This is a genomic window from Ruegeria sp. YTSC192 (assembly GCF_059609705.1).
In genome coordinates, this window is the sequence record NZ_JBXWMG010000005.1 from 81,077 (window position 1) to 105,621 (window position 24,545).

A 24,545-nucleotide genomic window follows, 5' to 3' on the forward strand; every position below is an offset into this window, starting at 1 on the left:
ATGCCCGACCTGCTGATCGAACTGTTTTCCGAGGAGATCCCCGCGCGTATGCAGACCCGCGCCGGTGAGGACCTGAAAAAGCGGATCACCGATGGCTTGGTCGAGGCCGGTTTGACCTATGCCTCTGCCGCCGCCCTGACCACGCCGCGCCGCCTGACTTTGGCGGTCGAAGGGCTGCTGGCTGAAAGCCCCACCATCCGCGAGGAACGCAAAGGCCCCAAAGTCGGCGCACCTGACAAAGCGATCGAAGGCTTCCTGCGCGGCGCAGGTCTGACCCGCGACCAGCTAGAAGAACGCGATACCCCCAAAGGTGCAGTCTATTTCGCCCAGATCGAAAAGCCCGGACGCCCAGCGGCAGGGATAGTGGCCGAGGTGCTTGAGGCCACCATTCGCAACTTCCCATGGCCCAAGTCGATGCGCTGGGGCAGTGGCCCGATGCGGTGGGTGCGGCCTCTGCACTCGATCCTGTGCATTCTGACCGATGAGGCGGGCGCGCAAGTCGTTCCGCTTGAGGTCGAAGGCATCAACTCGGGCGACACGACCGAGGGCCACCGATTCATGGCCCCGAACCGCTTTGCCGTCACCTCGTTCGAGGATTACGCCGCCAAGCTGAAACGCGCCTTTGTTGTGCTGTCGCCCAGCGAGCGCGCCGAGCATATCTGGAACGACGCCCAAAACATGGCGTTTGCTGCCGGTCTTGAGGTGGTCGACGACAAAGGCCTGCTGGCCGAGGTGGCCGGTCTGGTCGAATGGCCCGTCGTGCTGATGGGGCAGATCGACGACGAATTCCTCGACCTGCCGCCCGAGGTGCTGCAGACCTCGATGAAAGAGCATCAGAAGTTCTTTTCCGTGAAGAACCCCAAAACCGGCCGGATCGAGCGTTTCATCACCGTCGCCAACCGCGAGACCGCCGACAATGGCGCGACGATTCTGGCCGGGAACCAGAAGGTCCTCTCGGCCCGTTTGGCGGATGCGAAATTCTTCTGGGAAAACGACCTGCGCGTTACCAAATCGGACATCGCCCAATGGACCCGCGCGCTGGAGAATGTGACCTTCCACAACAAGTTGGGTACACAGGCTGAACGCATCGACCGCATCGCCGCACTGGCCCGCGAACTGGCCCCGGTGACCGGAGCGGATGCCGATCAGGCCGAGAAAGCCGCGCGTTTGGCCAAGGCCGATCTGAGTTCCGAGATGGTCTATGAATTCCCGGAACTTCAGGGGCTTATGGGGCGGTACTACATCGAAGCGGCAGGCGAGGACGCCGCAGTTGCCGCCGTGGCACAGGAGCATTACTCGCCATTGGGCCCGTCGGATGACGTGCCGACCGCGCTGCTCTCGGTGACCGTTGCGCTGGCCGACAAGCTGGACACGCTGACCGGGTTCTGGGCGATTGATGAGAAACCGACCGGCTCGAAAGACCCGTTTGCCCTACGCCGTGCGGCGTTGGGGGTCATTCGGTTGCTGCTGACAAATGACCTGCGTGTGAACCTGCAAAAGGTATCTGCCTCGGCGGTGGGCACCTTGCTGAAACTGCCCGAATGGCAGGGTGCTTTGCTCGAGGCCAAGGCGAACCAAGCCTCGCCTGAGGACAAGGAGGCCGCCGCTCAGCAGGTGCACGGGTTGGCGCATCAGGTCGAAGCGGCACAGGCGATTGTTTTGGCAGCACCCGTCGATTTGCTGACCTTCTTCCACGACCGCCTCAAAGTCTTCCTCCGCGACGAAGGCATCCGACACGACATCATCGACGCCTGTATCGCGATGGACGGCAATGATGACCTCAACCTGCTGGTCAAACGCGCCCGTGCTCTGAATGCTGTGATTGCGACCGAGGATGGTGAAAACCTCGTGCAAGGGTTCAAGCGGGCGAACAACATCCTGACACAGGCCGAAGAGAAGGACGGGGTGGAATATTCCTACGGCGCGGATGTGAAATTTGCCGAGACCGACAGCGAAAAGGCTCTGTTTGCGGCACTGGATGCGGCGCAGGCGCAGATTGATCCGGCGCTGGGGGCCGAGGATTTCCCGACGGCCATGGCGGCAATGGCAAGCTTACGCGGGCCGGTGGATGCGTTCTTTGAGGATGTGCAGGTCAATACCGACAATGACATCCTGCGCCGCAACCGCCTGAACCTGCTCAGCCAGATCCGCTCGGTCTGTTCCAGCGTGGCCGATCTGACCAAGATCGAAGGCTAAAGGTCCGGGCGCGCGGATTTGCGCGCCCAGATCACCCTTGCGCGACGGGCGCAGGGGCCTATGCTGCGGTGAAACCAAAAGGTGCCGCAGTGCAGAATAATCCGCATACCACGCTCATCACGCCCACCGCGCCCGTTGCCCCGCACACCCATGGCGGGCGGGCAAAGTGCCTGCAACGTCTGGTCCGGTTGGAGATGCCGGTGCCGCGCACGGTCGCGTTGTCGTTTGATGCCGTCCAGCACATTGCCGAAGGGCAAATCCCCGATCTGGCGGCAATCCTTGAGCAATTCGAACCGACGGCCTTGCTGTGTGTACGGCCCAGTTCCGAGGACCCCGATTGGGGCGGCCCCGGTGCGGTTCTGAACATTGGCATGAACGAGGCGCGGTTTGCTGAACTGTCGAACTCGATGGGGGATGAGGCTGCAGCCGCCATGTATTTGCGGTTCGTGCAAAGCTACGCGATCCATGTGGCGCGTCTGGATGCGGATGTGTTCGACGAGATCGACGAGGATGGTGTCGCGGGGTTGAAGCGTACTCTGCACGCCTATGAGGATGAGACCGATGAAGTCTTTCCTGAGGATCCCGGTGAACAGTTGATCGGCGTTTTGCGTTCGATGGCGCGGGCGTGGGATGGCACCTCGGCGCGGCTGTTGCGTCAGGCCAAGGGCGCGCCAGCCGATGCGGGGCTGGGGCTGGTCATCCAAGAGATGATACCGGGCGTCGGGCAGGGCGAATGCGGCTCGGGCGTGCTGCAGTTGGTCGATCCGACTACGGGCATGCCTCAGATCACCGGCCGGTATCTGAGCCAGAGCCAGGGGCGGGATGCGTTGGGCGAAGATGTCTCGGCGCTGTATCTTGAGAAAGACCCAAGGGGGGCGTCACTGGAAGAGGTGGCACCCAATGCATTTGCCGATCTGAAAGCCCAGGCCGCCTTGATGCGCGAGAAGCTGCGCGAGGAGATGCAGGTCGAATTCGTGATCCAGAACGGCAATGTGCATATTCTGGACGGTGTGCGTGTTCAACGAACCGCGCGCGCGGCGATGCGGATTGCGGTGCGGCTGGCCGAAGACGGGATCATCCCGCCGCAAGAGGCGGTGATGCGTGTGGACCCGCATGCCCTGAACGAACTGCTGCACCGGCAGGTCCACCCCGAGGCAGAGCGGGATGTGCTGACCACCGCGATTGGCGCAAGTCCGGGGGCGTCGACCGGCAAGATCGTGTTTACAGCTGCCGAGGCGCAAGCCAGTGCCGCGCGGGGCGAGGCCTGTGTTCTGGTGCGCCGCGAAACCTCGCCCGAGGATGTGCGGGGCATGCATGCCGCCGTTGCCGTTCTGACCGAAAAGGGCGGGATGACCAGCCATGCCGCCGTGATCGGGCGCGGTTTGGGTCTGCCCTGCATCGTCGGCGCGTCCGAGATGCGGTTCCAGACCAAAAAGGAAATGCTGTCGACGCCGGATGGACGGGTGTTCAAGACCGGTGACGTCCTGACAATCGACGGAAGCTCGGGTCAGGTTCTGGCAGGGCGGCCCGAGATGCTCGAGGCTGCGCTGGATGACTGTTTCCAGACGCTCATGGGCTGGGCCGATGCCGAGCGGGACATCGATATCCGCGCCAATGCCGATACCCCAGCGGATGCGCAGACCGCGCGAAACTTTCAGGCGCAGGGCATCGGCCTGTGCCGGACCGAGCATATGTTCTTTGATCCCGGTCGTCTGATCGTGATGCGCGAGATGATCTTTGCGCAAACCTCTTCAGGCCGTGCGGCGGTGTTGGAGCGTTTGCTGCCCATGCAGCGCGACGACTTTGTTCAACTGTTCCGTATCATGGAAGGCCAGCCGGTCTGCATTCGCCTGTTCGACCCTCCGCTGCACGAATTCCTGCCCACCACCCGTAGTGGCCAGCGCGAATTGGCCGAAGCGCTGGATTTGCCGGTCTCGGATGTGGAGCGTCGTGTTGCCGCGATGACGGAATACAACCCGATGCTGGGCCTGCGCGGGGTTCGCCTGGGCGTTACGGTGCCCGAAATCTATGACATGCAGGCCCGGGCGATCTTTGAGGCCACGCTTGAGACCAGCAAGAACGGTGCGCCAGTCGTGCCCGAGGTGATGATCCCGCTGGTCTCGGCCAAGCGAGAGGTCGAGCTGGTGAAATCCCGCATCGACACGGTGGCGGCCGCCGTCGCGGCGGAACAGGGGCAGGAATTCGAATACCGCCTTGGCGTGATGGTCGAAACACCGCGCGCCTGCCTGCGTGCCGAAGAGATTGCACCCAACACCGCGTTTCTGAGCTTTGGAACCAACGACCTGACCCAGATGACCTATGGTCTGTCGCGCGATGATGCGGGGCGTTTCATGTCTGCCTATGTCCGGCAGGGGGTCTTTACCGAAGACCCGTTTCATGTGCTGGACGCGGACGGGGTTGGTGAATTGCTTAAGCTCGGGTCCGAAAGAGGGCGCCTCGCCCAGCCCGATGTGACCCTTTCGGTCTGCGGAGAGCATGGCGGTAACCCCGAATCAATCGCCATTTGCCGCGATCTGGGTTTTGACTATGTGTCCTGCTCTCCATTCCGGGTTCCGGTCGCTCGGCTGGCTGCCGCTCAACTGGCGATTTCGTCCAGACTTGGGGGTTGACACTAGCCTGAAACCCCATGATTAGTGGGTCATAAGCGAACTTGTGGCAGAAAAAATCTTCTCCACGAGCGATTTTCCACTTGTATTCATCTCTGATCTGGACCTTTGCGCAAGACTGCGCTAAATGCCTCGTCGCGCCCGCCGGGGGAGGGTTTGGCGCGTGAAGTGCCTGTGCGAGGTTATCTGATGCTACGTTATATAATGGCTGTTGCCACATTGGCAGCAACCGTGCTGCCGAGTGCGTCCTACGCTGAGAGGGAAGCCACGGATACCGACAAGAAAGAACTGGTTGCCCGCAGTGAATTGCCGGGTCAGAGCTTTCGGGATTATCTGAAACTGTTCCAGCCGCGCAAAGTGGTTGAACCGATCAAAGTGTCCTATTCCAAGGACTGGCTGGACCAGCAGCCCAAAGCGACCGGGGATGAAGGCTGGAAATGCCTGTCTGAGGCGCTGTATTTCGAAGCTCGTGGCGAAAGCGTGCGCGGCCAGTTTGCCGTGGCCGAGGTCATCCTGAACCGGGTCAAGAGCAGCCGTTTTCCCAATAGCCTTTGCGGTGTGATCCGACAGGGGACAGGCAAGAAATATCAATGCCAGTTCACCTATACATGTGATGGCCGCAAAGAAGTGATCCACGAAGAGAAAGCTTTTGAGCGTGTTTCAAAAGTGGCCCGTGCGGCGATGGATGGCGTTGCCAGGGAACTGACCGAAGGGGCGACCCACTATCATACCACTGCGGTCCGCCCATCCTGGGCACGGGTCTATAAACAGACGGCGCAGATTGGTGTTCACATCTTCTACCGCCACAATTACCGCACTGCGAGCAACTGAGGCAGGTCGCACGCTGCGTCTTGAATTCAAGGCGCAGCGTATACCGTTGCACGCCGAATAAGCGTCGAAATCAACGGTTGGAATGGCGTTTGTATGAATGCTATAGGCCCTCGAAACGCCTAGACTGGGCGAATGTTTCAACGAGCCCAAGAAGGCCTGACCCATGAGTTCTGAAATCCGCCTCGCTTTTGCGCACCCCTCTGAACGGTCCGAGGCGACCTCGCCCCGGGGGCCTTTGGATCGCATCTCGCTGCGGGACCACACTGTCGAGGTCGAGATCGGTGCTTTTCAGGCTGAACGTGGCACAACCCAGCGGATCTGTTTCAATATTGTGGTCGAGGTGCGCCCGCTTACCTCGGATATTGACGACGATGTGGATCGCATCCTGTCCTATGACCGTGTGACCGAAGCGATTGCCTATGAACTGGCCGCCGAGCGCCTGAACCTGCTGGAAACGCTGGCCGAACGCGTGGCCGAACGTATCCTGCTGGAACCTCAGGCCATCCGCGTGTTTGTCCGGATCGAAAAGCTGGATCGCGGCCCCGGTGCGCTTGGGGTCGAGATCGTGCGCGGCAAGGACGCCGTGCATCACGACGTCGTGGAAGAGGAACGCCCCCATCCACGTCTGGTCTTTCTGTCGAACGAGGCGATGGCCTCGGACAATCTGACCGGCTGGATTGATCAGCTGGAAAATCGTCAGCGTCCTTTGATCCTGTGTGTCGGGGCCTCGGATTTGACTGTGCCGCAGACCGGTCACGCTATGACACAGCGCCGCATCGACCTGCTGTCGATTGAGCAGAACGCATGGGTTCTGGCCGCGCGCGATCATCGCTGCGTAGTCGTCTCAACCCGGACCGAGCTGGATTGGGCGATGAAGAACGGCCAGATTTGTGTCTGGGCTCCGTCAAAGATCGTTCTGGATGCTGTTGATGGCCCCTCGGCTGCGCCCTCGGACGCGGTTGCGCTGGCGGCGTGGTTTGCGGCGACGTTCGAGGCCAGCGAGATGATGGTGATCGGGGGCGCATTGCCGAGCGAGCCGAAAACGCCGCTGCGTGCCGTGACCATCGATCAGGCGCAATTGTGAGCCGATACTACAGACCGCTGGTACAGCATGGTACGACCCGCCCGGATGGCGCCGTGCCTCTGGCAGGCCAGTCGCTGTGGTTCACCCATGCCGAAGCGCTTTCGCGCGGTGGAGCGTCTCAGGTCGTAGCTGCAGAGAATATTCCTGCGGATGTATTGCACCGCCTCAGCCGCCCGCGTGCGCCCCTGTCCGGTCTGGACATGGCGCGCCCTCATATCATGGGCATCCTGAACGCAACGCCCGATAGTTTCTCGGATGGCGGTATCCACAGCTCGGTCGAGGCTGCGAGGGCTGGGGCCCTTGAGATGGTCTCGCACGGGGCCACGATTCTGGATATCGGTGGGGAATCCACGCGCCCCGGAGCGGATTTTGTGCCAGTGGATGAGGAAATCGCCCGGACCCGTCCGGTGATCGAAGCGATCCGGTCTGAAACAAACGCCTTGATCTCGATCGACACCCGCAAAGCCGCTGTGGCCAAAGCGGCGTGTGAGGCCGGGGCGGGGCTGGTCAATGACGTCTCGGGCTTCACCTTCGATCCGGAGCTTGCGCCCTTTTGCGCAGGGCTGGGCGCGCCCGTCTGTGTCATGCATATGCAGGGTGATCCCGCGACCATGCAGGACAATCCAGTTTATGAAAACGTCGTGCTGGATGTCTACGATTTTCTGGCCGGTCAGATCGAACGGCTTGAGGCGCTGGGCCTGAACCGGGATCTGATCATCGTCGATCCGGGCATTGGTTTCGGCAAGACCGAGGACCACAATCTGGCCCTGCTGCGAAACTTAAGTCTGTTCCATGGGCTGGGCTGCCCGATTCTTCTGGGTGTCTCGCGCAAGGGCTTGATTGGCTCTATCGGGCAGGAGCCGCGAAAAACAGCGCGCGCACCGGGATCAATTGCGATCGCTTTGGACGGATTGTCCCAGGGCGTGCAGATCATTCGGGTCCATGACGTGGCCGAGACCGCTCAGGCCTTGCGCCTATGGGCTGCCGTCCGTTAATTCGGTGACAAGGAAATTTTTACGGAGACTTGATTATGCGCAAGCTGTTCGGAACTGACGGTGTGCGGGGCACAGCCAATACGCATCCGATGACAGCAGAAATGGCCTTGCGCATAGGCGCGGCGGTCGGTCGCTACTTCCGCCGCGACGCGACCGGAGTTCACCGCGTGGTCATCGGCAAGGACACGCGCCTGTCCGGCTATATGCTGGAAAACGCGCTGACGGCGGGTTTGACTTCGACCGGTATGAACGTGCTGCTGCTGGGGCCGGTGCCGACCCCCGCGGTGGGTCTGATGACCCAATCCATGCGTGCGGATCTGGGGGTCATGATCTCGGCCAGCCATAATCCGGCTGAGGATAACGGCATCAAGTTCTTCGGGCCCGATGGCTACAAGCTCTCGGATCAGGCCGAGCTTGAGATTGAGCGCTTGATCGAAGAGGGCGTCAGCCCCGCTCAGGCGCAGAATATCGGACGCGCCCGCCGGGTGGATGATGCGCGGTTCCGTTATGGCGAGCGGGTCAAGTCCTCACTTCCGCGCGATGTGCGTCTGGACGGTTTGAAAGTGGTGATCGACTGCGCCAATGGTGCCGCCCACCGCACGGCGCCCGAGGTCCTGTGGGAGCTTGGCGCCGACGTCATCCCGATGGGCGTGTCGCCGAATGGCAAGAACATCAATCTAGAATGCGGGTCCACCAAGCCGCGCGTGGCTGCGGAAACCGTTGTCTCGCATGGCGCTGATGTTGGTATATGCCTTGATGGCGACGCGGATCGGGTCGTCGTGATTGACGAAAACGGCAAGGTTGCCGATGGCGATCAACTGATGGCCCTTTTGGCCGGGGCTTGGGCCCGCGCCGAGAGGCTAAGTGGCGGTGCATTGGTTGCGACAGTGATGTCCAACCTCGGGTTGGAGCGACATTTGCAAGGGCAGGGCCTGCGGTTGGAGCGGACGGCAGTTGGTGATCGCTATGTTGTGGAGCGAATGCGCCAGGGCGGTTTCAACCTTGGTGGTGAGCAATCGGGCCACATCGTCATGAGCGACTATGCAACAACCGGCGATGGCCTGATGGCCGGGCTGCACTTTCTGTCAGAAATGGTTCTGAGCGGACGCAAGGCCTCTGAGCTTGCGCAGCAGTTTGAAACGGTGCCTCAGCTGTTGAAGAATGTACGCTACCAGCAGGATCAATTGCCGCTTGAGGTCGCCAGCGTTCAAGCTGCAATAGCCGATGCCGAAGCACGCCTGAACGGGCAGGGCCGTCTGCTGATCCGCAAGTCAGGGACCGAGCCTCTGATTCGTGTCATGGCGGAATGTGAGGATGCTGCTCTGTTGACGCAGGTGGTTGATGGCATCGTGGCCGAGGTCGAGGCGGCAACGTCTTAACGGCCGATCAGAGCTTTGCGTAGGCTGAACCACTGGCTGATGGTCATGCCCATCAGGATCATGGCTAGTGCGATGTAGAACCGCAGGGGCAGGGCCTCGGACAGAATCCACGCTCCGAAAACCATCGACCAGACGGGGACCTGATAGTTCACGAGCGTCAGAAACACCGACCCCGCGCTGCGTGTGATCGAAACGCGCAAGAAGTTTGCCAAGGCCGTTGGCACAAGGCCCAATATGATCAGCGCGAGGGTAGGGCGGGGGTCTTGCCATTCGGGCAGTCCCTCGGTCATCAGCATGATGGGCAACAGCAGCGCCGCGCCCACCAGCAATGTCAGTGCAGCCAGTGCAACCGGATCAATCGGTGGGCATCGTCGCGTCAGAATCGAGGAAACCGCGTAGCACAACGCCGCTGTGATGCAGGCCATTTGCGCAAGTGGTTCGGTTCCTTGGCCCAGTTGCAATAGCCCCGGACCTATCAGGATCAATGCGCCGGAAAACCCGAGGCACACTCCCAGAAATCGACGTAGGTTGAGCGGTTCGTCCGAGAAAAAATGCGCCAGTGGCAGAACCATCAAGGGAATGGCCGCCATAGACAGGCCCGCAAAGGCCGATGGTACAAATTGCTGTCCCCAACTCAGCAGCATGAACGGTATCGCAGTCGAAAGTACACCGATCAGGATGATCGAGCCGCCAAGCGCCGGGGTGAGCGTTGGAAACCGGCGTCCGGTGATCCGCATCAGAAAGAGCAGTGTCAAAGCGCCAAGTGTGGTGCGGGACGTTGCAACCGTGATCGGGCCATACCCCTCAAGCGCCATGGCCACGACCATGAATGTACCGCCCCAGATAAGGCCAAGCGAGAAGACGCCGATCCAATCGTGTTTTGTGGGCTGGGAAACTATGGTTGTGCCTGTGGGGTTGAGGTGAAAAAGCGCTTGTGTTCACAAGTTTATGGTAGGGGGTTCGCGCCGTTGCAAATGAAAAAGGGCGGCCAGACGGGCCGCCCTTTCGCCGACGGATGCCGGGCTTATAGCGTTTCAGGTTAAACCTGTGACACGAATACCCTGTCACGCTTTCAGCGTTCTCGGGACATTCGTGTCACTCGGCGATTCAGGTAAAACCCGAAACGCTTTAGTTCTTTTCTTTGTCGACCATTTTGCCGGCCGAGATCCAGGGCATCATGCCGCGCAGTTTGGCACCGGTTTCTTCGATCATGTGCTCGTCATTGGCACGGCGCGACGCTTTGATGGTCGGCTGGCCAACCGCGTTTTCCAGCATGAAGTCGCGAACGAATTTACCCTGCTGGATGTCGTTCAGAACCTCTTTCATACGCGCTTTGGTCTCGTCGTATTTCAGGATACGCGGGCCGGTGACGTACTGGCCGTACTCAGCCGTGTTCGAGATCGAGTAATCCATGTTGGCGATGCCGCCTTCGTAGATCAGGTCAACGATCAGCTTCACTTCGTGCAGACATTCGAAATAGGCCATTTCGGGCGCGTAGCCCGCTTCGACCAGCGTTTCAAAGCCGCAGCGGATCAGTTCGACCAGGCCACCGCACAGAACGGCCTGTTCGCCGAACAGGTCGGTTTCACACTCTTCGCGGAAGTTGGTCTCGATGATGCCCGAACGACCGCCACCGATGGCCGAGCAGTAGGACAGGCCGATTTCCAGTGCTTTGCCGGTTGCGTCGTTGTTGACGGCAACAAGGCAAGGCACGCCGCCGCCTTTGGTGTATTCGCCACGCACGGTGTGGCCCGGGCCTTTGGGGGCCATCATGATGACATCGACGCCTTCTTTCGGCTCGATCAGGCCGAAATGGACGTTCAGGCCGTGAGCGAAGGCGATCGCCGCGCCGGGCTTGATGTTGTCATGTACGTATTTCTTGTAGGTCTCAGCCTGCAGTTCGTCGGGCATGGTGAACATGATGACGTCGCACCATGCGGCCGCTTCGGCGATCCCCATGACCTGCAGACCTTCACCTTCGGCTTTCTTGGCCGAGGGAGAGCCTTCGCGCAGAGCGACGACAAGGTTCTTCGCACCCGAGTCGCGCAGGTTCAGCGCGTGCGCGTGACCCTGGCTGCCATAGCCAAGGATGGCCACTTTTTTGTCTTTGATCAGGTTGATGTCGCAATCGCGATCGTAGTAGACGCGCATTTCGCTGGTCCTTTCTGTTTCGATTGCTGTGCTTTTAGCCTGAGCCTTTGGTATTGGCGATAGGGTTGGGATTGAGTATTTGTCAAAAAGATGAAGAATAATTCTTTGATTGAGGGAAATACGAAAAAATCATGCTTGATGATGTTGATCGGCGGATATTGCGCCATTTTCAGGCTGATCCAAGCCTGACAACGGCGGAACTGGCCGAGCGCTGCCGTATCAGTTCGGGCGTCTGCTGGCGGCGGATCGAAAAGATGCAGGCGGCCGGGGTGATCGAAGGGCAGGAGGCCGTGATCGACTGGGCCGTCCTGGGGTATTCGGTTGAAGTTTCCTTACGGATCACGCTGGACAAGACACAGGCCCGGGCGTTTGACGAATTCACCGCAGCTGCGCGAGAGGTTGCCGAGGTGATTGAGATACAGACTTTCCTTGGTCGTGTGGATGTGCGCCTTTCGGTGTTGGCGCGGGACATGGCGCACTATCAGCAGGTCTATCGCGACCGCATTCTGACCCTGCCGCATATCGCGGATATCGAGGCTTTGATGCATATCGCGCGGGTCAAACGGGATGAGGTGCTGCCGGTATGATCGAACTGGATGAGATCGATCGCAAGATCCTGCGCGCGCTGGTACAGGACGCAACCCAAAGCGCAGGCGCGCTCGGGCGTCGTTTGGAACTGTCGCAGCCTGCCACATGGCGGCGTATTCGCCGTTTGGAAGAGGCAGGGGTGATCAAGGGCCGTCGTTTACGCCTGAATGCCGAAGCCCTGGGTTTCGGCGTCACGGTCTTTCTTGGCGTCAAGCTGGCGCGCAAGGGGCAGGTGAGCCTGGAGGATTTCGAACGCGCCGTCAGCGCCATCCCCGAGGTGCAGACGGTCGAGCATGTTCTGGGCTTGTACGACTACCGCCTGCGTGTTGTGGCGCGTGATCTGGCAGATTTCGAACGGGTCTTGCGGCGGCGGATCATGACCCTTCCCGGTGCTGGCGATGTCGAGGCGAATGTCTTGCTCAGCGAAGAACGTTTGCCCGGACCAATTGGTTGAGCGGGATCAGTATTTGGTGCGGATGTAGAAACCCGGATGGTGAGTCATCCGCGCAAAGGTGAGTGGTTTTTCATCTTTCCAGGTTGTGCGTTCCAGCTGGATCATAGACGTACCTGTGGTGGTGCCCATGAACTCGGCCAATCGGCTGTCGGCTGATACGGCACAAAAGGCGACCTCGGCATCGGTGAACGGTGCCACATTCAACAGCCATTCATGCGGGCCGTGATCGCTCAGGTCAGCGCCCTCGACTTCGGGCAGGGTATCAAGGTTGATCCAGCGTTCCTCTAACTGAAATGGCCTGTTGTCGGCATAGTGCATGCAAATGACGTGCAGCACACGGGCATCCGGCGCAACGCTGAGTTGTGAGGCCAGCCAACCGGGGCTGATCACGATGTTTCGCTCGACAAGGGCATAGCGATACGCGGCGTTTTGGTTTTCCACGACCTGACGGGTCAGCGAGAACTCCAGCTTGGCATGTTTGCTGGGTTCTTTCTTCACGCGGGTTCCGCTTTTGCGCTTTCTTTCGACAACGCCCTGATCGGCCAGTTCGCGCAGGGCACGGTTCACTGTCGCACGGGCGCAGTTGAACTCTTCGGCAAGCTGGGCTTCGGTCGGAAGCAACGAACCCTGAGGCCAAATTCGGCTTTCGATCCGGCGCTTTACCTCATCTCGAACAATCTGAAAGCTGATCCGCTTTTGTGCAGTCACGGGCTTCTAATTCCCTTCAGTTTAAACGTGTATGCATCTGTTCAGAAGCACTCAGAAGTGTAAAGGGGAAGTGACACTAGTTGGCGTCAATATTGAGGCGCTGGCCATTTTGTTTTTCGTCACAGTTTATGCTCAAACAGTGTTTCGAGTGCTCATTTCGTTGCAATTGAGCTTTACCCGCAATGGTATTGAGAGGAAGGTGCCTTTAACTTTGATTGAAAGGACATGTCATGCCCGCTTTGCTGGATTCCATCGACCCCAATGGTCTTGAAGAATTTTCGGTTGTTTTTACGGACCGATCCCTGAACCACATGTCAGCGAGTTTTCAGCAGGTGATGCGCGATATCTCGGGCATGTTGAAGCAGGTCTACAATGCCGATGGCGTCGCCATCATTCCCGGTGGCGGCACCTATGGGATGGAGGCGGTGGCCCGTCAATTTGCGCGTAGTGCCAATGTCTTGGTGGTGCGCAACGGGTGGTTTTCCTACCGTTGGAGCCAGATTATCGAAAACGGCGCGCTGACCGGGTCGGTCACGGTGATGAAAGCGCGCGAGACGGGCAATGAAAGCCCTGCGCCTTTTGCGCCGGCGCCGATCGAAGATGTCGTTGCAACGATCCGCGAGCAGCGCCCGGATGTGGTGTTTGCCCCGCATGTGGAAACCTCGGCCGGAGTGATTCTTCCGGATGACTATGTCTCGGCCATGGCTGCCGCCGCACATGAGGTTGGCGCGCTGATGGTTCTGGATTGCATCGCGTCGGGCTGCGTCTGGGTCGACATGAAGGCCACCGGTGTGGATGTGCTGATCTCAGCCCCGCAGAAAGGCTGGAGCGCGTCGCCTTGTGCCGGTCTGGTCATGCTGTCCGAACGAGCCGAGGCGCGGTTGCAGGACACTCAGTCCGACAGCTTTGCCATTGACCTCAAGAAGTGGCGGCAGATCATGCAGGCCTACGAGGATGGCGGTCATGCTTATCACGCAACCATGCCGACCGACGCGCTGCGCGCGTTCCGCGATACGATGGCCGAGACGCAGGATTACGGCTTTGAAAAACTGCGCGAGGCGCAATGGGCCTTGGGCAATGGCGTGCGCGCGATGCTAAAGGACAGGGGCATCGTTTCAGTCGCGGCGGAAGGCTTTGGCGCTCCGGGCGTCGTGGTCAGCTATACTGCCGATCCCGAGGTCCAGAACGGCAAGAAATTCGCCGCTTTGGGGATGCAGATCGCGGCTGGTGTGCCACTGCAATGTGATGAGCCTGCCGGGTTCAGCACCTTCCGGTTGGGTCTGTTTGGTCTTGATAAGCTCTATGACGTCGATGGCACGATTGCGCGTTTGAAGCGCGTGTTGGATCAGGTTCTGTAAGCCACTGGGGCCTCAGCGCATGCCGAGGCCCATCTGCATCAACGTCTTGCGCACCGGCGCCATGGAATAAAGCGCGTTCAGGCCCATAGCACGTGCATCCCTCAGGGGCCGCGCCTCAAGCATTGAGGTGCGGTTCAGAAGGTCGATCCCCTTTACCCGCAGTTCGATCTCGGCATGGCGGGCCTTGTGGTAGGCCTCTAGCATCTGTGCGTCGCCCAGACCATCTGGTCGGGCCTGCGCGAGGTCCAGAAGCGTTCGCAGATCTCCCAATGACATGTTCAAACCCTGCGCGCCGATGGGCGGCACGACATGGGCGGCTTCGGCCATCAGAGCAATGCGCTCGCCCGACAGCCGTTCGGCGGATTGGCTGATGATCGGCCAGATCGTGCGGCGTGAGGCTAGCTTTAAAGGTCCGAATACCCCGCAGGAGCGTTCTGTCATCGCGGCCTCAAAGGTCTCAGCGTCGAGGTTCAGCAGTTCGACCGCGCGCGGGCCGCGCTCCATCCAGACGATGGCTGACGATGGCTGACCCTGCCAATCCGGCAATGGCACCAACGTGAATGGCCCGCCAGAGCGGTGGATTTCGGTTGAGACATTCTCATGCGCGATGGGGTGGGTCACGGCAAAGGCCAGCGCCTTTTGACCGTAGCGCGTCGTATGAACGGAAATCCCCGCGGCTTCTCGCATTGGGGAGTTGCGTCCGTCCGCAGCGATCACCAGCTTGCAACGGATACGGCCGCCGTCACTTAGCCCAACGCGGGCCTCGGCGGTGCGGGTGAACAGGCTGACCGTTGCGGTGCCGGGGCGGAAATCAACATTGGGCAGTTCGGACAGGCGTGCGACCATCTCGCGCCGCAGCAGCCAGTTGGGCAGGTTCCAGCCAAAGGGTTGCTCGGAAATATCCGAGGCGTTGAAATCCCGTACGACGCGCGGTTCGGGAATGTCGCCGCCCGCGTCAACGATCCGCATGACTTGCAGTGGTGCCGCGTAGCTGTCCAGCCGGTCCCACAATCCGCATTGTTCCAGCAAAACGCGGGAGGGTTGCAGAAACGCGGTGGTCCGCAGGTCCGAGCCATCCACATCGCGTTCCGTGATTGGCGGTGTAGGGTCAACGCACACCACGTTGAACCCAGCGGCGCCGAATGCGGCGGCAGCGGTTAGCCCTGCGATGCCGCCACCGGAAATCAGGATGTCACAGCTGTCTGTCATGGCGCATTCTCCGTTCCCGGCAAAACCTAGTTCGGTTCATGCCTCTGCGCCAAGCGACATCCTGTCCCGTGTGTTAGCCCCGCGAAATCAGGATGAGCACCAGAAACATCACCGGAACCATCATCAGTGCAGGGATGTATAGGCCCGGCAGACCAAACAGCAATGCCGAACAGCCCCACATGCTGACAATCGCAGCAGCGGTATAGCCCAGATCCTCGGGGCGACCATCGGCCACGTCGCGGGCCATCCAGCCAAAGAGGGGAATTGCAAAGAGCAGGCGCTGCCAAATCGGCAGGCGCTGCGGCATCATGATCGCGGTCATCGGGGTCTCCGTTCTGTTCGTCGCAGACCGGCATATAGGGATGATTTTGCAGCTGCAGAATATACAGATCGTCGCAGTGTGACAGCCTATCGCAGGCGGGCGAGGAAGGCGGTCAGATCGTCGGTGTGATGGTGGATATGATCGGCGTCATGAGGGTCAGGCGCGACGTGTACCGTGCGCATTCCCATCTCATGCGGGGCGGCCAGATTGCGCGGGTCGTCTTCGAACATCGCGGCTGTCTCAGCTGTGATCCCGTCCTGCGCAAAGATTGCCTCGAACGCGGCCTTTTCGGGTTTGGGGCGATATCCGGCATGCTCGACGCCGTAGATGGCATCGAACAGACCGGTCAGCCCGCGCGCCTCAAGGACGCGCTCCGCATAAGGTGCGCTGCCATTGGTGTAGACGATGCGGCGACCGGGCAGGGCGCGGATATGGTCGGCCAGTTCGGCGTCAGGGTCCATATGGCTCAGGTCGACTTGGTGAACCGCATGCAGATAAGGGTCAGGGTCCAGATCATGCTCGGCCATCAATCCGGCCAGAGTGGTTCCGTATTCGCGCCAGTAATGCCCGCGCAGGCGGTCAGCCTCGGCCCGGTCGACGCCGATGGCTTGCACGACGTAATTCGTCATCAACACCTCGATCTGATCGAACAGGCGCATCTGCGGCGGGTAGAGGGTGTTGTCCAGATCGAACACCCATTGCGTGACGTGGCTGAAGGACGGTTTGACCATGCCTAGGGTGTAGGGCGCTGTGGGCGGGTTTTCAATGCTGCACTTGATTGCAGGCGGTCAGGACGGATAGACAGGTCCGAACCAGGAGACCAATCATCCCATGCCCCAATCCAGACACCCCAGCAAAGACGCGTATTCGCTGATACTCGAGGCCATCGATGTCGGTGTCTACAAGCCCGGAGATCGTCTGGTCGAAAGCGAACTGGCCGAACGGTTCGGCGTATCCCGCACCCCTATTCGCGAGGCGTTGCAACGTCTGGAAACGCAGTCCCTGCTGGAACGGGACGGGCGGTCGCTGATCGTGGCTTCCCTGAATCACAACCAGATGGCCGAGCTTTACATTGTTCGGCGCGAGTTGGAGGGGCTGGCCGCAAGCCTTGCCGCCAAACATGCGACCGAGGAAGAAATTCGCGTGCTGCAGGAGATGGTCGCCGAGGATGATGCGTTGATCGACGACCCGGCCGCGCTGTCGCGGGCGAACCGGCGGTTTCATGAACAGATCCATCTGGCTTCACACAACCGCTATCTGGTGCAGCAACTGGACCTTGTGCATCGGACCATGGCGCTGATGGCGACCACATCTCTGGCGGCGCAAGGGCGCAGTGAAATCGCGCAGAGCGAACACAAGGGCATCGTCGAAGCCATTGCAGCAGGGGATGAAGAGGGCGCAGCGAAGGCCCTGAAAGAGCATATCTCGGTCGCGTTCATGACTCGTCTGAAACAGGATGCGATCCGGCGCGACGGCTAAAGCGCTTTGCGTTTTATCCGAGGCAAAGTTATCGAAATGCGCGTTCGACCGTAGGGAGAGGCGGCGTATTTCGTTTCAAATCAAACGCAAAGCGATCTAGGCGCCCTGCGGCGGAAGGTCCTCAGAAGCCTGCCCATGCTGGGTTTTGTCCCAGAAGAACGGTTTGGCGGCCAGTTCCCACAATGCTTTGTAGGCCGCCACGACCCCCAGCGGGAAATACAGGATCATCGTGGGCACCCAAGGCAGCAGAAACCGCCGCTCTTTCGCCCAAACGGCGATGACGCCGATGATAAAGTTCAACGCTTCTGCGGCCAGAAACAGCCAGATCAGGGTTTTGAAGGTCTGCATCGGGATCACTTGCAGGAATGGGTTGTCTAGCCCCAACGTGGTTAGCCAAAACATCCACAGGACGGGGGCCAGCAAAAACTGCCCAACCGTACCCATGAAAAACGCCTGAATGCCAATGAATTTCAGCGGCCCCAGATCCCGCAGCAGGCGCAGCGGCGCGCGCATATGGACAAGATAGGTGACCATGAAACCTTTGAGCCAGCGCGAGCGTTGCTTGACCCACGGCCAGGCGCGAAAGTTGGCCTCTTCAAAGGTGGTGGTGTTCACGATCTCGGTTCGGTAACCAGCGCGGCAGAGGCGAACGCCCAGATCCGCATCCTCGGTCACGTTGTGGGCGTCCCAGCCACCAAGCTCCAGCAGTTTGTCGCGGCGAAAGAAGAAGGTCGTGCCGCCCAGAGGGACCACGAAACCCAGTTTGGCGATTCCCGGAAGAATAACGCGGAACCAGCTATTATATTCGATCGTAAAACAGCGAGAGCGCCAGTTGGTGCGCGGGTTGTAGTAATCCAGCGCGCCTTGCAGGCAGACAACTTCCGGCGCGGCCTGTGTGAAATGATCAACGACCCGCTCGACCTGATCGGGTTGGGGGGCGTCTTCGGCATCCCAGACGCCCAGAATATCACCCCGACAAAAATCCAAAGCGAAGTTCATGGCGCGAGGTTTGGTGGTCAGGCCGTTCAGTTCGGGCACTTCGATGGTTCGGATCCAGCTGGGCAGGTCGACCTTTGACAGTGTGTCCCGCGTGACGTCGTCCTTTTCCTCCAGCACCAAAATCACATCCAGCAGTGCCTTGGGATAGGTCAGGCGCTGAAGGCGCCGGATCAGCGCGCCTGCGATCTCACGCTCTTTGTAAAGAGGCACCATAATCGACACGCAGGGCTGCCGCAGAGCAGTTACCGGCGAGGATGGGGCAGGCTGCGGGCGCAGGTTTTGGTAGGCAAAGGCCAACAGGCCCGAGAACCGCATGATCAAGAACAACAGCAAAGACACCACTGCCGCCGTCGCCAAAACGGCCATCCCCGTCAGCGGAAACGAAATGAAAGCGAACAGGGCCAGCGCCACAATGCTTGCGCTACGGGTTCGGGACCAGGCGGTCCAGGTGCGGCAGCTTTGATCTTCGGTCACGCGGGCTTCGGCGTTTTGGGCCAACTGGTCCGAGAAAATCTGAGCAATCGAGCGGTCGATCTGATCAGCGGCGGCGACGACCGGAACGATGGTCAAATTGCAGCCCGCCATTTCGGCCGACACTGTGGCAAAGCGATCCGGTCGCGCGGTTGCGACAAACAGAAACGGACCGATCCGCAGCCACGGGATCACATTGTGGCGCAGCCAGAACCCCATCGGTTTGAGCATACTTAGCTCCGCCGAAGGCGGGGTGTGGACCAGATCGGCGATCTGCAGATTGGTTTGCGCGGACAAAGCAGCCAGAACATCTTTGCGGCTTGCCCAACCCTCACTTACCAGAATTTCACCGAGCGGAGCGTTCTGACGGGCCTGAAGGTCCAGCGCATGATCCAGCTGGTTCTGCGTGATCACTCCGGCATCGACCAGACACGCCCCTACGGGTTTGCGAAGCTCAGGCGACAGGATCGGATGTGTTGCAGCGGCTTTTTGTGCGTTCAAATCAACCATAAAAAAGAAACCCTGACACCTTTTGTTGGCGTCAGGGTTGATCAATTTAGGTTAACGCGCGGTTAACTCTGATAAATACATGGGAATTTGGTGTTTATGCCTGTGCTTTTGCATCCGCCATCGCGTTGGCAAAACGTTCGAACAGGTAGAAACTGTCCTGCGGTCCGGGCGAGGCCTCAGGGTGGTATTGCACCGAATAAACCGGGCGGTCGGTCATGCGGATGCCGCAGTTGGAGCCGTCAAACAATGAGCGATGCGTTTCCACCACGCCATCGGGCAGTGACTGCGCATCGACCGCAAAGCCGTGGTTCATTGAGGTGATTTCGACCTTGCCGGTCTCCAGATCCTTGACCGGGTGGTTTGCGCCGTGGTGGCCGTGGTTCATCTTGACGGTCTGCCCGCCAAGCGCCAAGGCCAGCATCTGGTGGCCAAGGCAAATGCCGAACACCGGCAGTTTGGTGGTGTCGAGGATCTCTTTGATCATCGGTACGGCATATTCGCCTGTAGCCGCCGGATCGCCGGGGCCGTTGGACAAGAAAACACCATCTGGCTCATGGGCCAGAACTTCGGCTGCTGTGGCTGTTGCGGGCAGAACGGTCACATCACATCCGGCCGACGCCAAGCAGCGCAGAATGTTGCGCTTTGCACCAAAATCAAGGGCAACAACCTTGTGGGCGGGGGCCTCTTGTCGCTGGTAGCCGTCCGGCCAGGCCCAACGCATCTCATCCCAGCGGTAGCTTTGGGCACAGGTGACGTCTTTCGCAAGATCCATCCCTTCAAGCCCGGCAAAGCCGCGGGCGGCGGAAACCAGCGCTTCGATATCGAAGTTGCCCTCGGGGTCGTGGGCCAAGGCGACATGCGGCGCACCTTGTTGGCGGATTGCGCGGGTCAGGCGGCGGGTGTCGACGCCACCGATCGCGATACGGCCGCGACGCTCCAACCAGCCCTTCAACTCTTCAGCTGAACGCCAGTTCGATGGCTCGGTCGGATCCCATTTGACCACCATGCCTGCAGCCACGGGATCACCGGTTTCATCGTCCTCGCGGTTCACGCCGACATTGCCGATATGAGGGAAGGTGAAGGTAACGATCTGACCGGCATAAGAGGGGTCGGTCATGATCTCTTGGTAGCCGGTCATGGCGGTGTTGAAGCACAGCTCGGCCACGGTCTGTCCGGTGGCGCCGAAGCCCATTCCGTAGAACAAAGTTCCGTCGGCCAAAGCCAGACATGCGGTGGGCTTGGACGGGGCGTTCTGGGCCATGGCGCAACTCTCCTGCAGGTAAATCGGCGCATACCTAAGGGGGTTATACGTTCGGGTCAAGTCTGATCATTTTTTAGGCTATCGTTGTTTTTCAATATGTTAGCGGCATTCGTCCCCTGTTGTATCACGCTTTTTGTTTGGATATGTTCGGAGTTCCTTTGTCATGGGGATGGACAAACCATATGGACATGCGATCACGGGTGAATGCCGCCCTGAAGCAAGCGATGAAAGACAAGGCAGCCGAGAGGCTGTCGACTCTGCGGCTGATCAATGCTGCGATCAAGGATCGCGATATTGCCGCGCGGGGCTCGCAAGACGAAGAGGCCAAGGGCTGCGGTGATGCCGAGGTTCTTGAAATCCTTGGTAAAATGACCAAGCAGCGCAAGGAAAGCGCCCGCGCCTATGAAGAGGGCGGACGCCTGGATCTGGCGGAACGGGAATTGCTGGAAGTCTCGGTGATCGAAGAATTCCTGCCCAAGCAGCTGGATGAAGACGAGGTCTCGAAAGCGATTCTGACCGCGATCACCGCGACAGGGGCGGGTTCGATCCGCGATATGGGCAAGGTGATGGGCGAGTTGAAGACGCGTTACACCGGTCAGATGGATTTCGGCAAGGTCGGCCCGATGGTCAAAGACCATCTCTGTGCCGCCTCAAACGGCAACTGCTAAAGCTAAACCTGTTGCTGCGCGGCCGGTCCGCGCAGCTTTGCCATCAGGTCGTCATAGAGGGTGATCCGTTCATCCTCGGACAGAAACGCGCCAATCTCGACCTCGCGACCTGCTCCGATCAGGGTCACGTAATGCGGCACAGGTCCGCCTGTCTTGTGCATTTCAGGACGGGCCCAATATCTGTTGCAGGACCATTCCTGCCGCGGCTTGCCCGGAGACTGATGGACCAGACGCGCCTGTGAGCCGCTGAGGGTCAGAACCTCGACCGCGCTGCGCGCGCGGTAGTTCGTCTGGATCGCGAGCCACAGGCCTAGAACTGTCAGCAACAGGAAGGGCAGCAATCCCCATAAGACAACTGATCCGAGCATGGCCAGAATTGGAATCAGGCCGAAGGTGAAAACCGAAAGGATCACGATCATCGCGCCGCGAGGCGGCAATGAATTGTGCGGCCAGAGGCGCAATTCCTGTTCCAGATCCGAGGTGTGATTCCATTGATAAGGCATAACGAAAAACTAGCGCAAAGTGGTGCGCTGTCTAAGGTTAAAGATCACACAACGTGGCCCACCCGGACCCAGGACAGCGCATCGTCCAATCTGTCATCGCCCCAGAAGACCTCACCCCGGACGACAAGGCTGGGTGCGCCGAAAACTCCGAGGCGTTTTGCGTGTTCGGTCTCAGCCTCTAACGCCGCAACGGCATCAGGGCTGCGCGCGCGGGCAAGGACAAGGCGGGGATCTTGCTGGCACCGTAGTAGGGCCTCGGAGAGAGCGGTCTCACTGCCTGCTTCGACACCGTCTTCAAACCAGATCCGATAGAGGTTCTGGGTGTAATCCTTACCCCAACCCTCACTCATCCCGAGTAGGGCGATCTGATTGGCCAGAGGCAGGTCTGAAATAGGGTAGGGCGCAGGCAGCTTGGCATGGATATGATACTTGGCCGCCCGGCGTTCGATATCACGCCACATATAGGCAGATTTCACCGGCTTGCCGGTAAAGGGCACGTTCTGCTGTTCGGACATCACGCTGCGCACGTTGAACGGACGCCAACGCACAGAGGCGTGGTTTTCGGCGCACCAATCGTCAAGGCGCATGATCGTCAGAAAGCTGTATGTGCTGCCGATCGAATACCAAAAGTCAATTTCGGGCATCTGGACCCTCCCCGGATTGCCGGATGAGTTTCCCTTACCAGAATAGCCCATTTTGCCCGCTCTGGCGATGTGTTGTTCGAAAAGGTGAGTGCGCAAAGAAAAACCCCGCCGGGATGGCGGGGTTTTCCTGGTCTCTCAGCCGGGGCTTAGTGCGCGTGGCCTTTGTCCCAGTCTTCCTGCTTTGGCAGCTGCTCGAACGTGTGCTCGGGCGGCGGGGTCGGCAGGGTCCATTCCAGCGTGTCCGCGTATTCGTTCCACGGGTTCGGACGTGTTTCCTTGGCGCCACGCAACAGGGCGTAGATCACGATACCGAAGAACAGCAGGAACGAAGCGAAGGACACGAAAGCACCGATCGACGACACGAAGTTCCACTGAGCGAACGCTTCAGGATAGTCGATATAGCGGCGCGGCATGCCCTGACGGCCCAGGAAGTGCTGCGGGAAGAAGGTCAGGTTGGCGCCGATGAAGAACAGCCAGAAGTGAACCTTGCCCCAGAACTCGGAATACTGACGGCCTGTCATCTTCGAGAAGTAGAAGTACATCCCGGCGAAGATCGCGAAGACAGCACCCAAGCTCATTACATAGTGGAAGTGCGCCACAACGTAGTAGGTGTCGTGATAGGCACGGTCGATACCGGCCTGCGACAGAACCACACCGGTTACACCGCCAACGGTGAACAGGAACAGGAAGCCGAAGGCAAACAGCATCGGTGTCTTGAACTCGATTGAGCCGCCCCACATGGTGGCGATCCACGAGAACACCTTAACCCCGGTCGGAACCGCGATGACCATCGTGGCCAGCATGAAGTAGGCCTGCTGACGCAGCGACATGCCAACGGTGTACATGTGGTGCGCCCAAACGACGAAGCCCAGAACACCAATCGCGATGATCGCCCAGACCATCGGCAGGTAACCGAAGATCGGCTTGCGTGCGAAGGTCGCAATCACGTGGCTGATGATGCCGAAGCCGGGCAGGATCACGATGTACACTTCGGGGTGGCCGAAGAACCACAGGATGTGCTGATACAGGATCGGGTCACCGCCACCAGCAGGATCAAAGAAGGTGAAGCCAAAGTTACGGTCCATCAGCAGCATGGTGATCGCGCCCGCCAGAACCGGCAGCGACAACAGAATCAGCCACGACGTGACAAAGATCGACCAGCTGAACAACGGCACCTTGAACAGGGTCATGCCCGGGGCACGCATGTTCAGGAAGGTGGTGATCATGTTGATCGCGCCCAGAATCGATGACGCGCCCGAGACGTGAACTGCGAAAATCGCCAGGTCCATGGACATGCCGCCTTCGGTCGTGGACAGCGGCGGGTACAATACCCAGCCCACGCCTGAACCCAACTGGTCATTCCCACCGGGGCTGAGCAGCGAGGCAACACCCAGCGATGTACCTGCGACATAAAGCCAGAAGGACAGGTTGTTCATCCGCGGGAACGCCATATCCGGCGCGCCGATCTGCAACGGCATGAAATAGTTGCCAAATCCGCCGAACAGGGCGGGGATGACAACGAAGAACATCATCAGAACACCGTGATAGGTGATCATCACGTTCCACAGATGACCGTTCGGTGTGCAAAGCTCTGCACCGCTGCCGAACAGTCGGAACCCTTCCAGGCACATATGCTGTACCCCCGGCTCCATTAGTTCGATCCGCATGACAACGGTCATCAGAACCGAGATCAAACCGGCAAGTGCCGAGACGATCAGGTATAGAATCCCGATGTCTTTGTGGTTGGTCGACATGAACCAGCGCTGAAAGAACGAGCGCTCGTCTTCATGATCGTGGCCATGAATGGCTGCGTCTGCCATTTTAGGTGCCTCCTGTTGCAACTGCGCCGCGCAGCCAGACCTCTCCGGTGCGCAGGATTACTGCTGGTTTTAGATTGCGAAGAGGTCGCCTTCAATGGCCGAGTTTGATCTGGATCAAGATTAATTGTCGCGGGCAGAGCGCTGCGCCGCGATTTCAGATCATGGATGGCTCGAATCTGGCTATTTCATTCCTTCTTTCAAGAGGTCGCGCCGGGTCGTCAGCCCCAATTGGCCGAGTTCCGCCTTGACCCAAGCACATTCGGGTCGCAGAACACCTGTAAACGCATT

The 24,545-nt window shown here is 59.6% G+C and carries 22 protein-coding genes; 11 read left to right on the forward strand and 11 right to left on the reverse strand.

Annotated features, from left to right (window positions below):
• From glyS to glmM, 6 genes are all read left to right on the forward strand, one after another.
• Window positions 1–2,196: a glycine--tRNA ligase subunit beta gene (gene glyS / locus AC2FD8_RS09075; RefSeq protein WP_496855545.1), complete on the forward strand. Its 2,196-nt coding sequence runs from the start codon at window positions 1–3 to the stop codon at window positions 2,194–2,196.
• 68 nt (window positions 2,197–2,264) lie between these two features.
• A complete protein-coding gene (locus AC2FD8_RS09080; RefSeq protein WP_496855547.1) occupies window positions 2,265–4,826 on the forward strand; it encodes a putative PEP-binding protein in 2,562 nt (853 codons plus the stop codon).
• A gap of 186 nt (window positions 4,827–5,012) precedes the next feature.
• On the forward strand, window positions 5,013–5,654 hold the full coding sequence (locus AC2FD8_RS09085; RefSeq protein WP_496855549.1) for a cell wall hydrolase: 642 nt from the start codon (window positions 5,013–5,015) through the stop codon (window positions 5,652–5,654).
• Window positions 5,655–5,817: 163 nt separating this feature from the next.
• Entirely contained in the window at window positions 5,818–6,738 is a 921-nt protein-coding gene (locus AC2FD8_RS09090) for a dihydroneopterin aldolase (RefSeq protein ID WP_496855551.1), read from the forward strand.
• Window positions 6,735–7,733: a dihydropteroate synthase gene (gene folP, locus AC2FD8_RS09095; protein ID WP_496855553.1), complete on the forward strand. Its 999-nt coding sequence runs from the start codon at window positions 6,735–6,737 to the stop codon at window positions 7,731–7,733. The genes AC2FD8_RS09090 and folP overlap by 4 nt, the downstream gene beginning before the upstream one ends.
• A gap of 35 nt (window positions 7,734–7,768) precedes the next feature.
• Window positions 7,769–9,112: a phosphoglucosamine mutase gene (gene glmM / locus AC2FD8_RS09100; RefSeq protein ID WP_496855555.1), complete on the forward strand. Its 1,344-nt coding sequence runs from the start codon at window positions 7,769–7,771 to the stop codon at window positions 9,110–9,112.
• Here the strand turns inward: glmM and AC2FD8_RS09105 are convergent.
• Window positions 9,109–10,011: a DMT family transporter gene (locus AC2FD8_RS09105; RefSeq protein ID WP_496855785.1), complete on the reverse strand. Its 903-nt coding sequence runs from the start codon at window positions 10,009–10,011 to the stop codon at window positions 9,109–9,111. The two genes, glmM and AC2FD8_RS09105, sit on opposite strands and share 4 nt — an antisense overlap.
• A 229-nt stretch (window positions 10,012–10,240) precedes the next feature.
• Window positions 10,241–11,263, reverse strand: coding sequence for a ketol-acid reductoisomerase (gene ilvC / locus AC2FD8_RS09110; RefSeq protein ID WP_496855557.1), 1,023 nt, complete (start codon window positions 11,261–11,263; stop codon window positions 10,241–10,243).
• A 131-nt stretch (window positions 11,264–11,394) separates the two neighbouring features.
• Between ilvC and AC2FD8_RS09115 the strand changes: the two genes are divergently transcribed.
• A complete protein-coding gene (locus tag AC2FD8_RS09115; RefSeq protein WP_496855559.1) occupies window positions 11,395–11,850 on the forward strand; it encodes an Lrp/AsnC family transcriptional regulator in 456 nt (151 codons plus the stop codon).
• The gene (locus tag AC2FD8_RS09120) at window positions 11,847–12,305 is read left to right on the forward strand and encodes an Lrp/AsnC family transcriptional regulator (RefSeq protein WP_496855561.1); all 459 of its coding nucleotides are present in this window, start codon (window positions 11,847–11,849) and stop codon (window positions 12,303–12,305) included. Before AC2FD8_RS09115 ends, AC2FD8_RS09120 begins: the two co-directional genes overlap by 4 nt.
• Window positions 12,306–12,311: 6 nt before the next feature.
• Here the strand turns inward: AC2FD8_RS09120 and hutC are convergent, their stop codons facing one another.
• On the reverse strand, window positions 12,312–13,013 hold the full coding sequence (gene hutC, locus AC2FD8_RS09125; protein ID WP_496855563.1) for a histidine utilization transcriptional repressor HutC: 702 nt from the start codon (window positions 13,011–13,013) through the stop codon (window positions 12,312–12,314).
• A gap of 230 nt (window positions 13,014–13,243) precedes the next feature.
• Here hutC and AC2FD8_RS09130 point away from each other — a divergent pair, with 230 nt between their 5' ends.
• Complete coding sequence (locus AC2FD8_RS09130; RefSeq protein WP_496855565.1) at window positions 13,244–14,371, forward strand: aminotransferase class V-fold PLP-dependent enzyme; 1,128 nt, start codon at window positions 13,244–13,246, stop codon at window positions 14,369–14,371.
• Between the two features lie 12 nt (window positions 14,372–14,383).
• Here AC2FD8_RS09130 and AC2FD8_RS09135 read toward each other — a convergent pair whose 3' ends face one another.
• The 3 genes from AC2FD8_RS09135 to AC2FD8_RS09145 form a co-directional block, all read right to left on the reverse strand.
• Window positions 14,384–15,580, reverse strand: coding sequence for a UbiH/UbiF family hydroxylase (locus AC2FD8_RS09135; protein ID WP_496855567.1), 1,197 nt, complete (start codon window positions 15,578–15,580; stop codon window positions 14,384–14,386).
• A gap of 73 nt (window positions 15,581–15,653) precedes the next feature.
• The gene (locus AC2FD8_RS09140; protein WP_496855569.1) at window positions 15,654–15,902 is read right to left on the reverse strand and encodes a hypothetical protein; all 249 of its coding nucleotides are present in this window, start codon (window positions 15,900–15,902) and stop codon (window positions 15,654–15,656) included.
• 86 nt (window positions 15,903–15,988) lie between these two features.
• Window positions 15,989–16,633: a pyrimidine 5'-nucleotidase gene (locus AC2FD8_RS09145; protein ID WP_496855571.1), complete on the reverse strand. Its 645-nt coding sequence runs from the start codon at window positions 16,631–16,633 to the stop codon at window positions 15,989–15,991.
• Window positions 16,634–16,733: 100 nt separating this feature from the next.
• Between AC2FD8_RS09145 and AC2FD8_RS09150 the strand changes: the two genes are divergently transcribed.
• Window positions 16,734–17,381, forward strand: a complete 648-nt coding sequence (locus tag AC2FD8_RS09150) for a GntR family transcriptional regulator (RefSeq protein WP_496855573.1) — start codon at window positions 16,734–16,736, stop codon at window positions 17,379–17,381.
• A 96-nt stretch (window positions 17,382–17,477) separates the two neighbouring features.
• Here the strand turns inward: AC2FD8_RS09150 and AC2FD8_RS09155 are convergent, their stop codons facing one another.
• Window positions 17,478–19,361, reverse strand: coding sequence for a glycosyltransferase family 2 protein (locus AC2FD8_RS09155; RefSeq protein WP_496855575.1), 1,884 nt, complete (start codon window positions 19,359–19,361; stop codon window positions 17,478–17,480).
• Window positions 19,362–19,455: 94 nt separating this feature from the next.
• Window positions 19,456–20,622 carry a glutamine-hydrolyzing carbamoyl-phosphate synthase small subunit gene (carA, locus tag AC2FD8_RS09160; protein ID WP_496855577.1) on the reverse strand — a complete coding sequence of 389 codons (1,167 nt, stop codon included), beginning with the start codon at window positions 20,620–20,622 and terminating at the stop codon, window positions 19,456–19,458.
• A gap of 182 nt (window positions 20,623–20,804) precedes the next feature.
• Here carA and AC2FD8_RS09165 point away from each other — a divergent pair, with 182 nt between their 5' ends.
• The gene (locus tag AC2FD8_RS09165) at window positions 20,805–21,290 is read left to right on the forward strand and encodes a GatB/YqeY domain-containing protein (protein WP_496855579.1); all 486 of its coding nucleotides are present in this window, start codon (window positions 20,805–20,807) and stop codon (window positions 21,288–21,290) included.
• Window positions 21,291–21,292: 2 nt separating this feature from the next.
• Here the strand turns inward: AC2FD8_RS09165 and AC2FD8_RS09170 are convergent, their stop codons facing one another.
• The 3 genes from AC2FD8_RS09170 to ctaD form a co-directional block, all read right to left on the reverse strand.
• Window positions 21,293–21,793: a DUF2244 domain-containing protein gene (locus tag AC2FD8_RS09170; protein WP_496855581.1), complete on the reverse strand. Its 501-nt coding sequence runs from the start codon at window positions 21,791–21,793 to the stop codon at window positions 21,293–21,295.
• A gap of 44 nt (window positions 21,794–21,837) precedes the next feature.
• A complete protein-coding gene (locus AC2FD8_RS09175; protein WP_496855583.1) occupies window positions 21,838–22,437 on the reverse strand; it encodes a 2-hydroxychromene-2-carboxylate isomerase in 600 nt (199 codons plus the stop codon).
• A 146-nt stretch (window positions 22,438–22,583) separates the two neighbouring features.
• Window positions 22,584–24,257: a cytochrome c oxidase subunit I gene (gene ctaD, locus AC2FD8_RS09180; protein ID WP_496855585.1), complete on the reverse strand. Its 1,674-nt coding sequence runs from the start codon at window positions 24,255–24,257 to the stop codon at window positions 22,584–22,586.
• Window positions 24,258–24,545 lie beyond the last annotated feature (288 nt).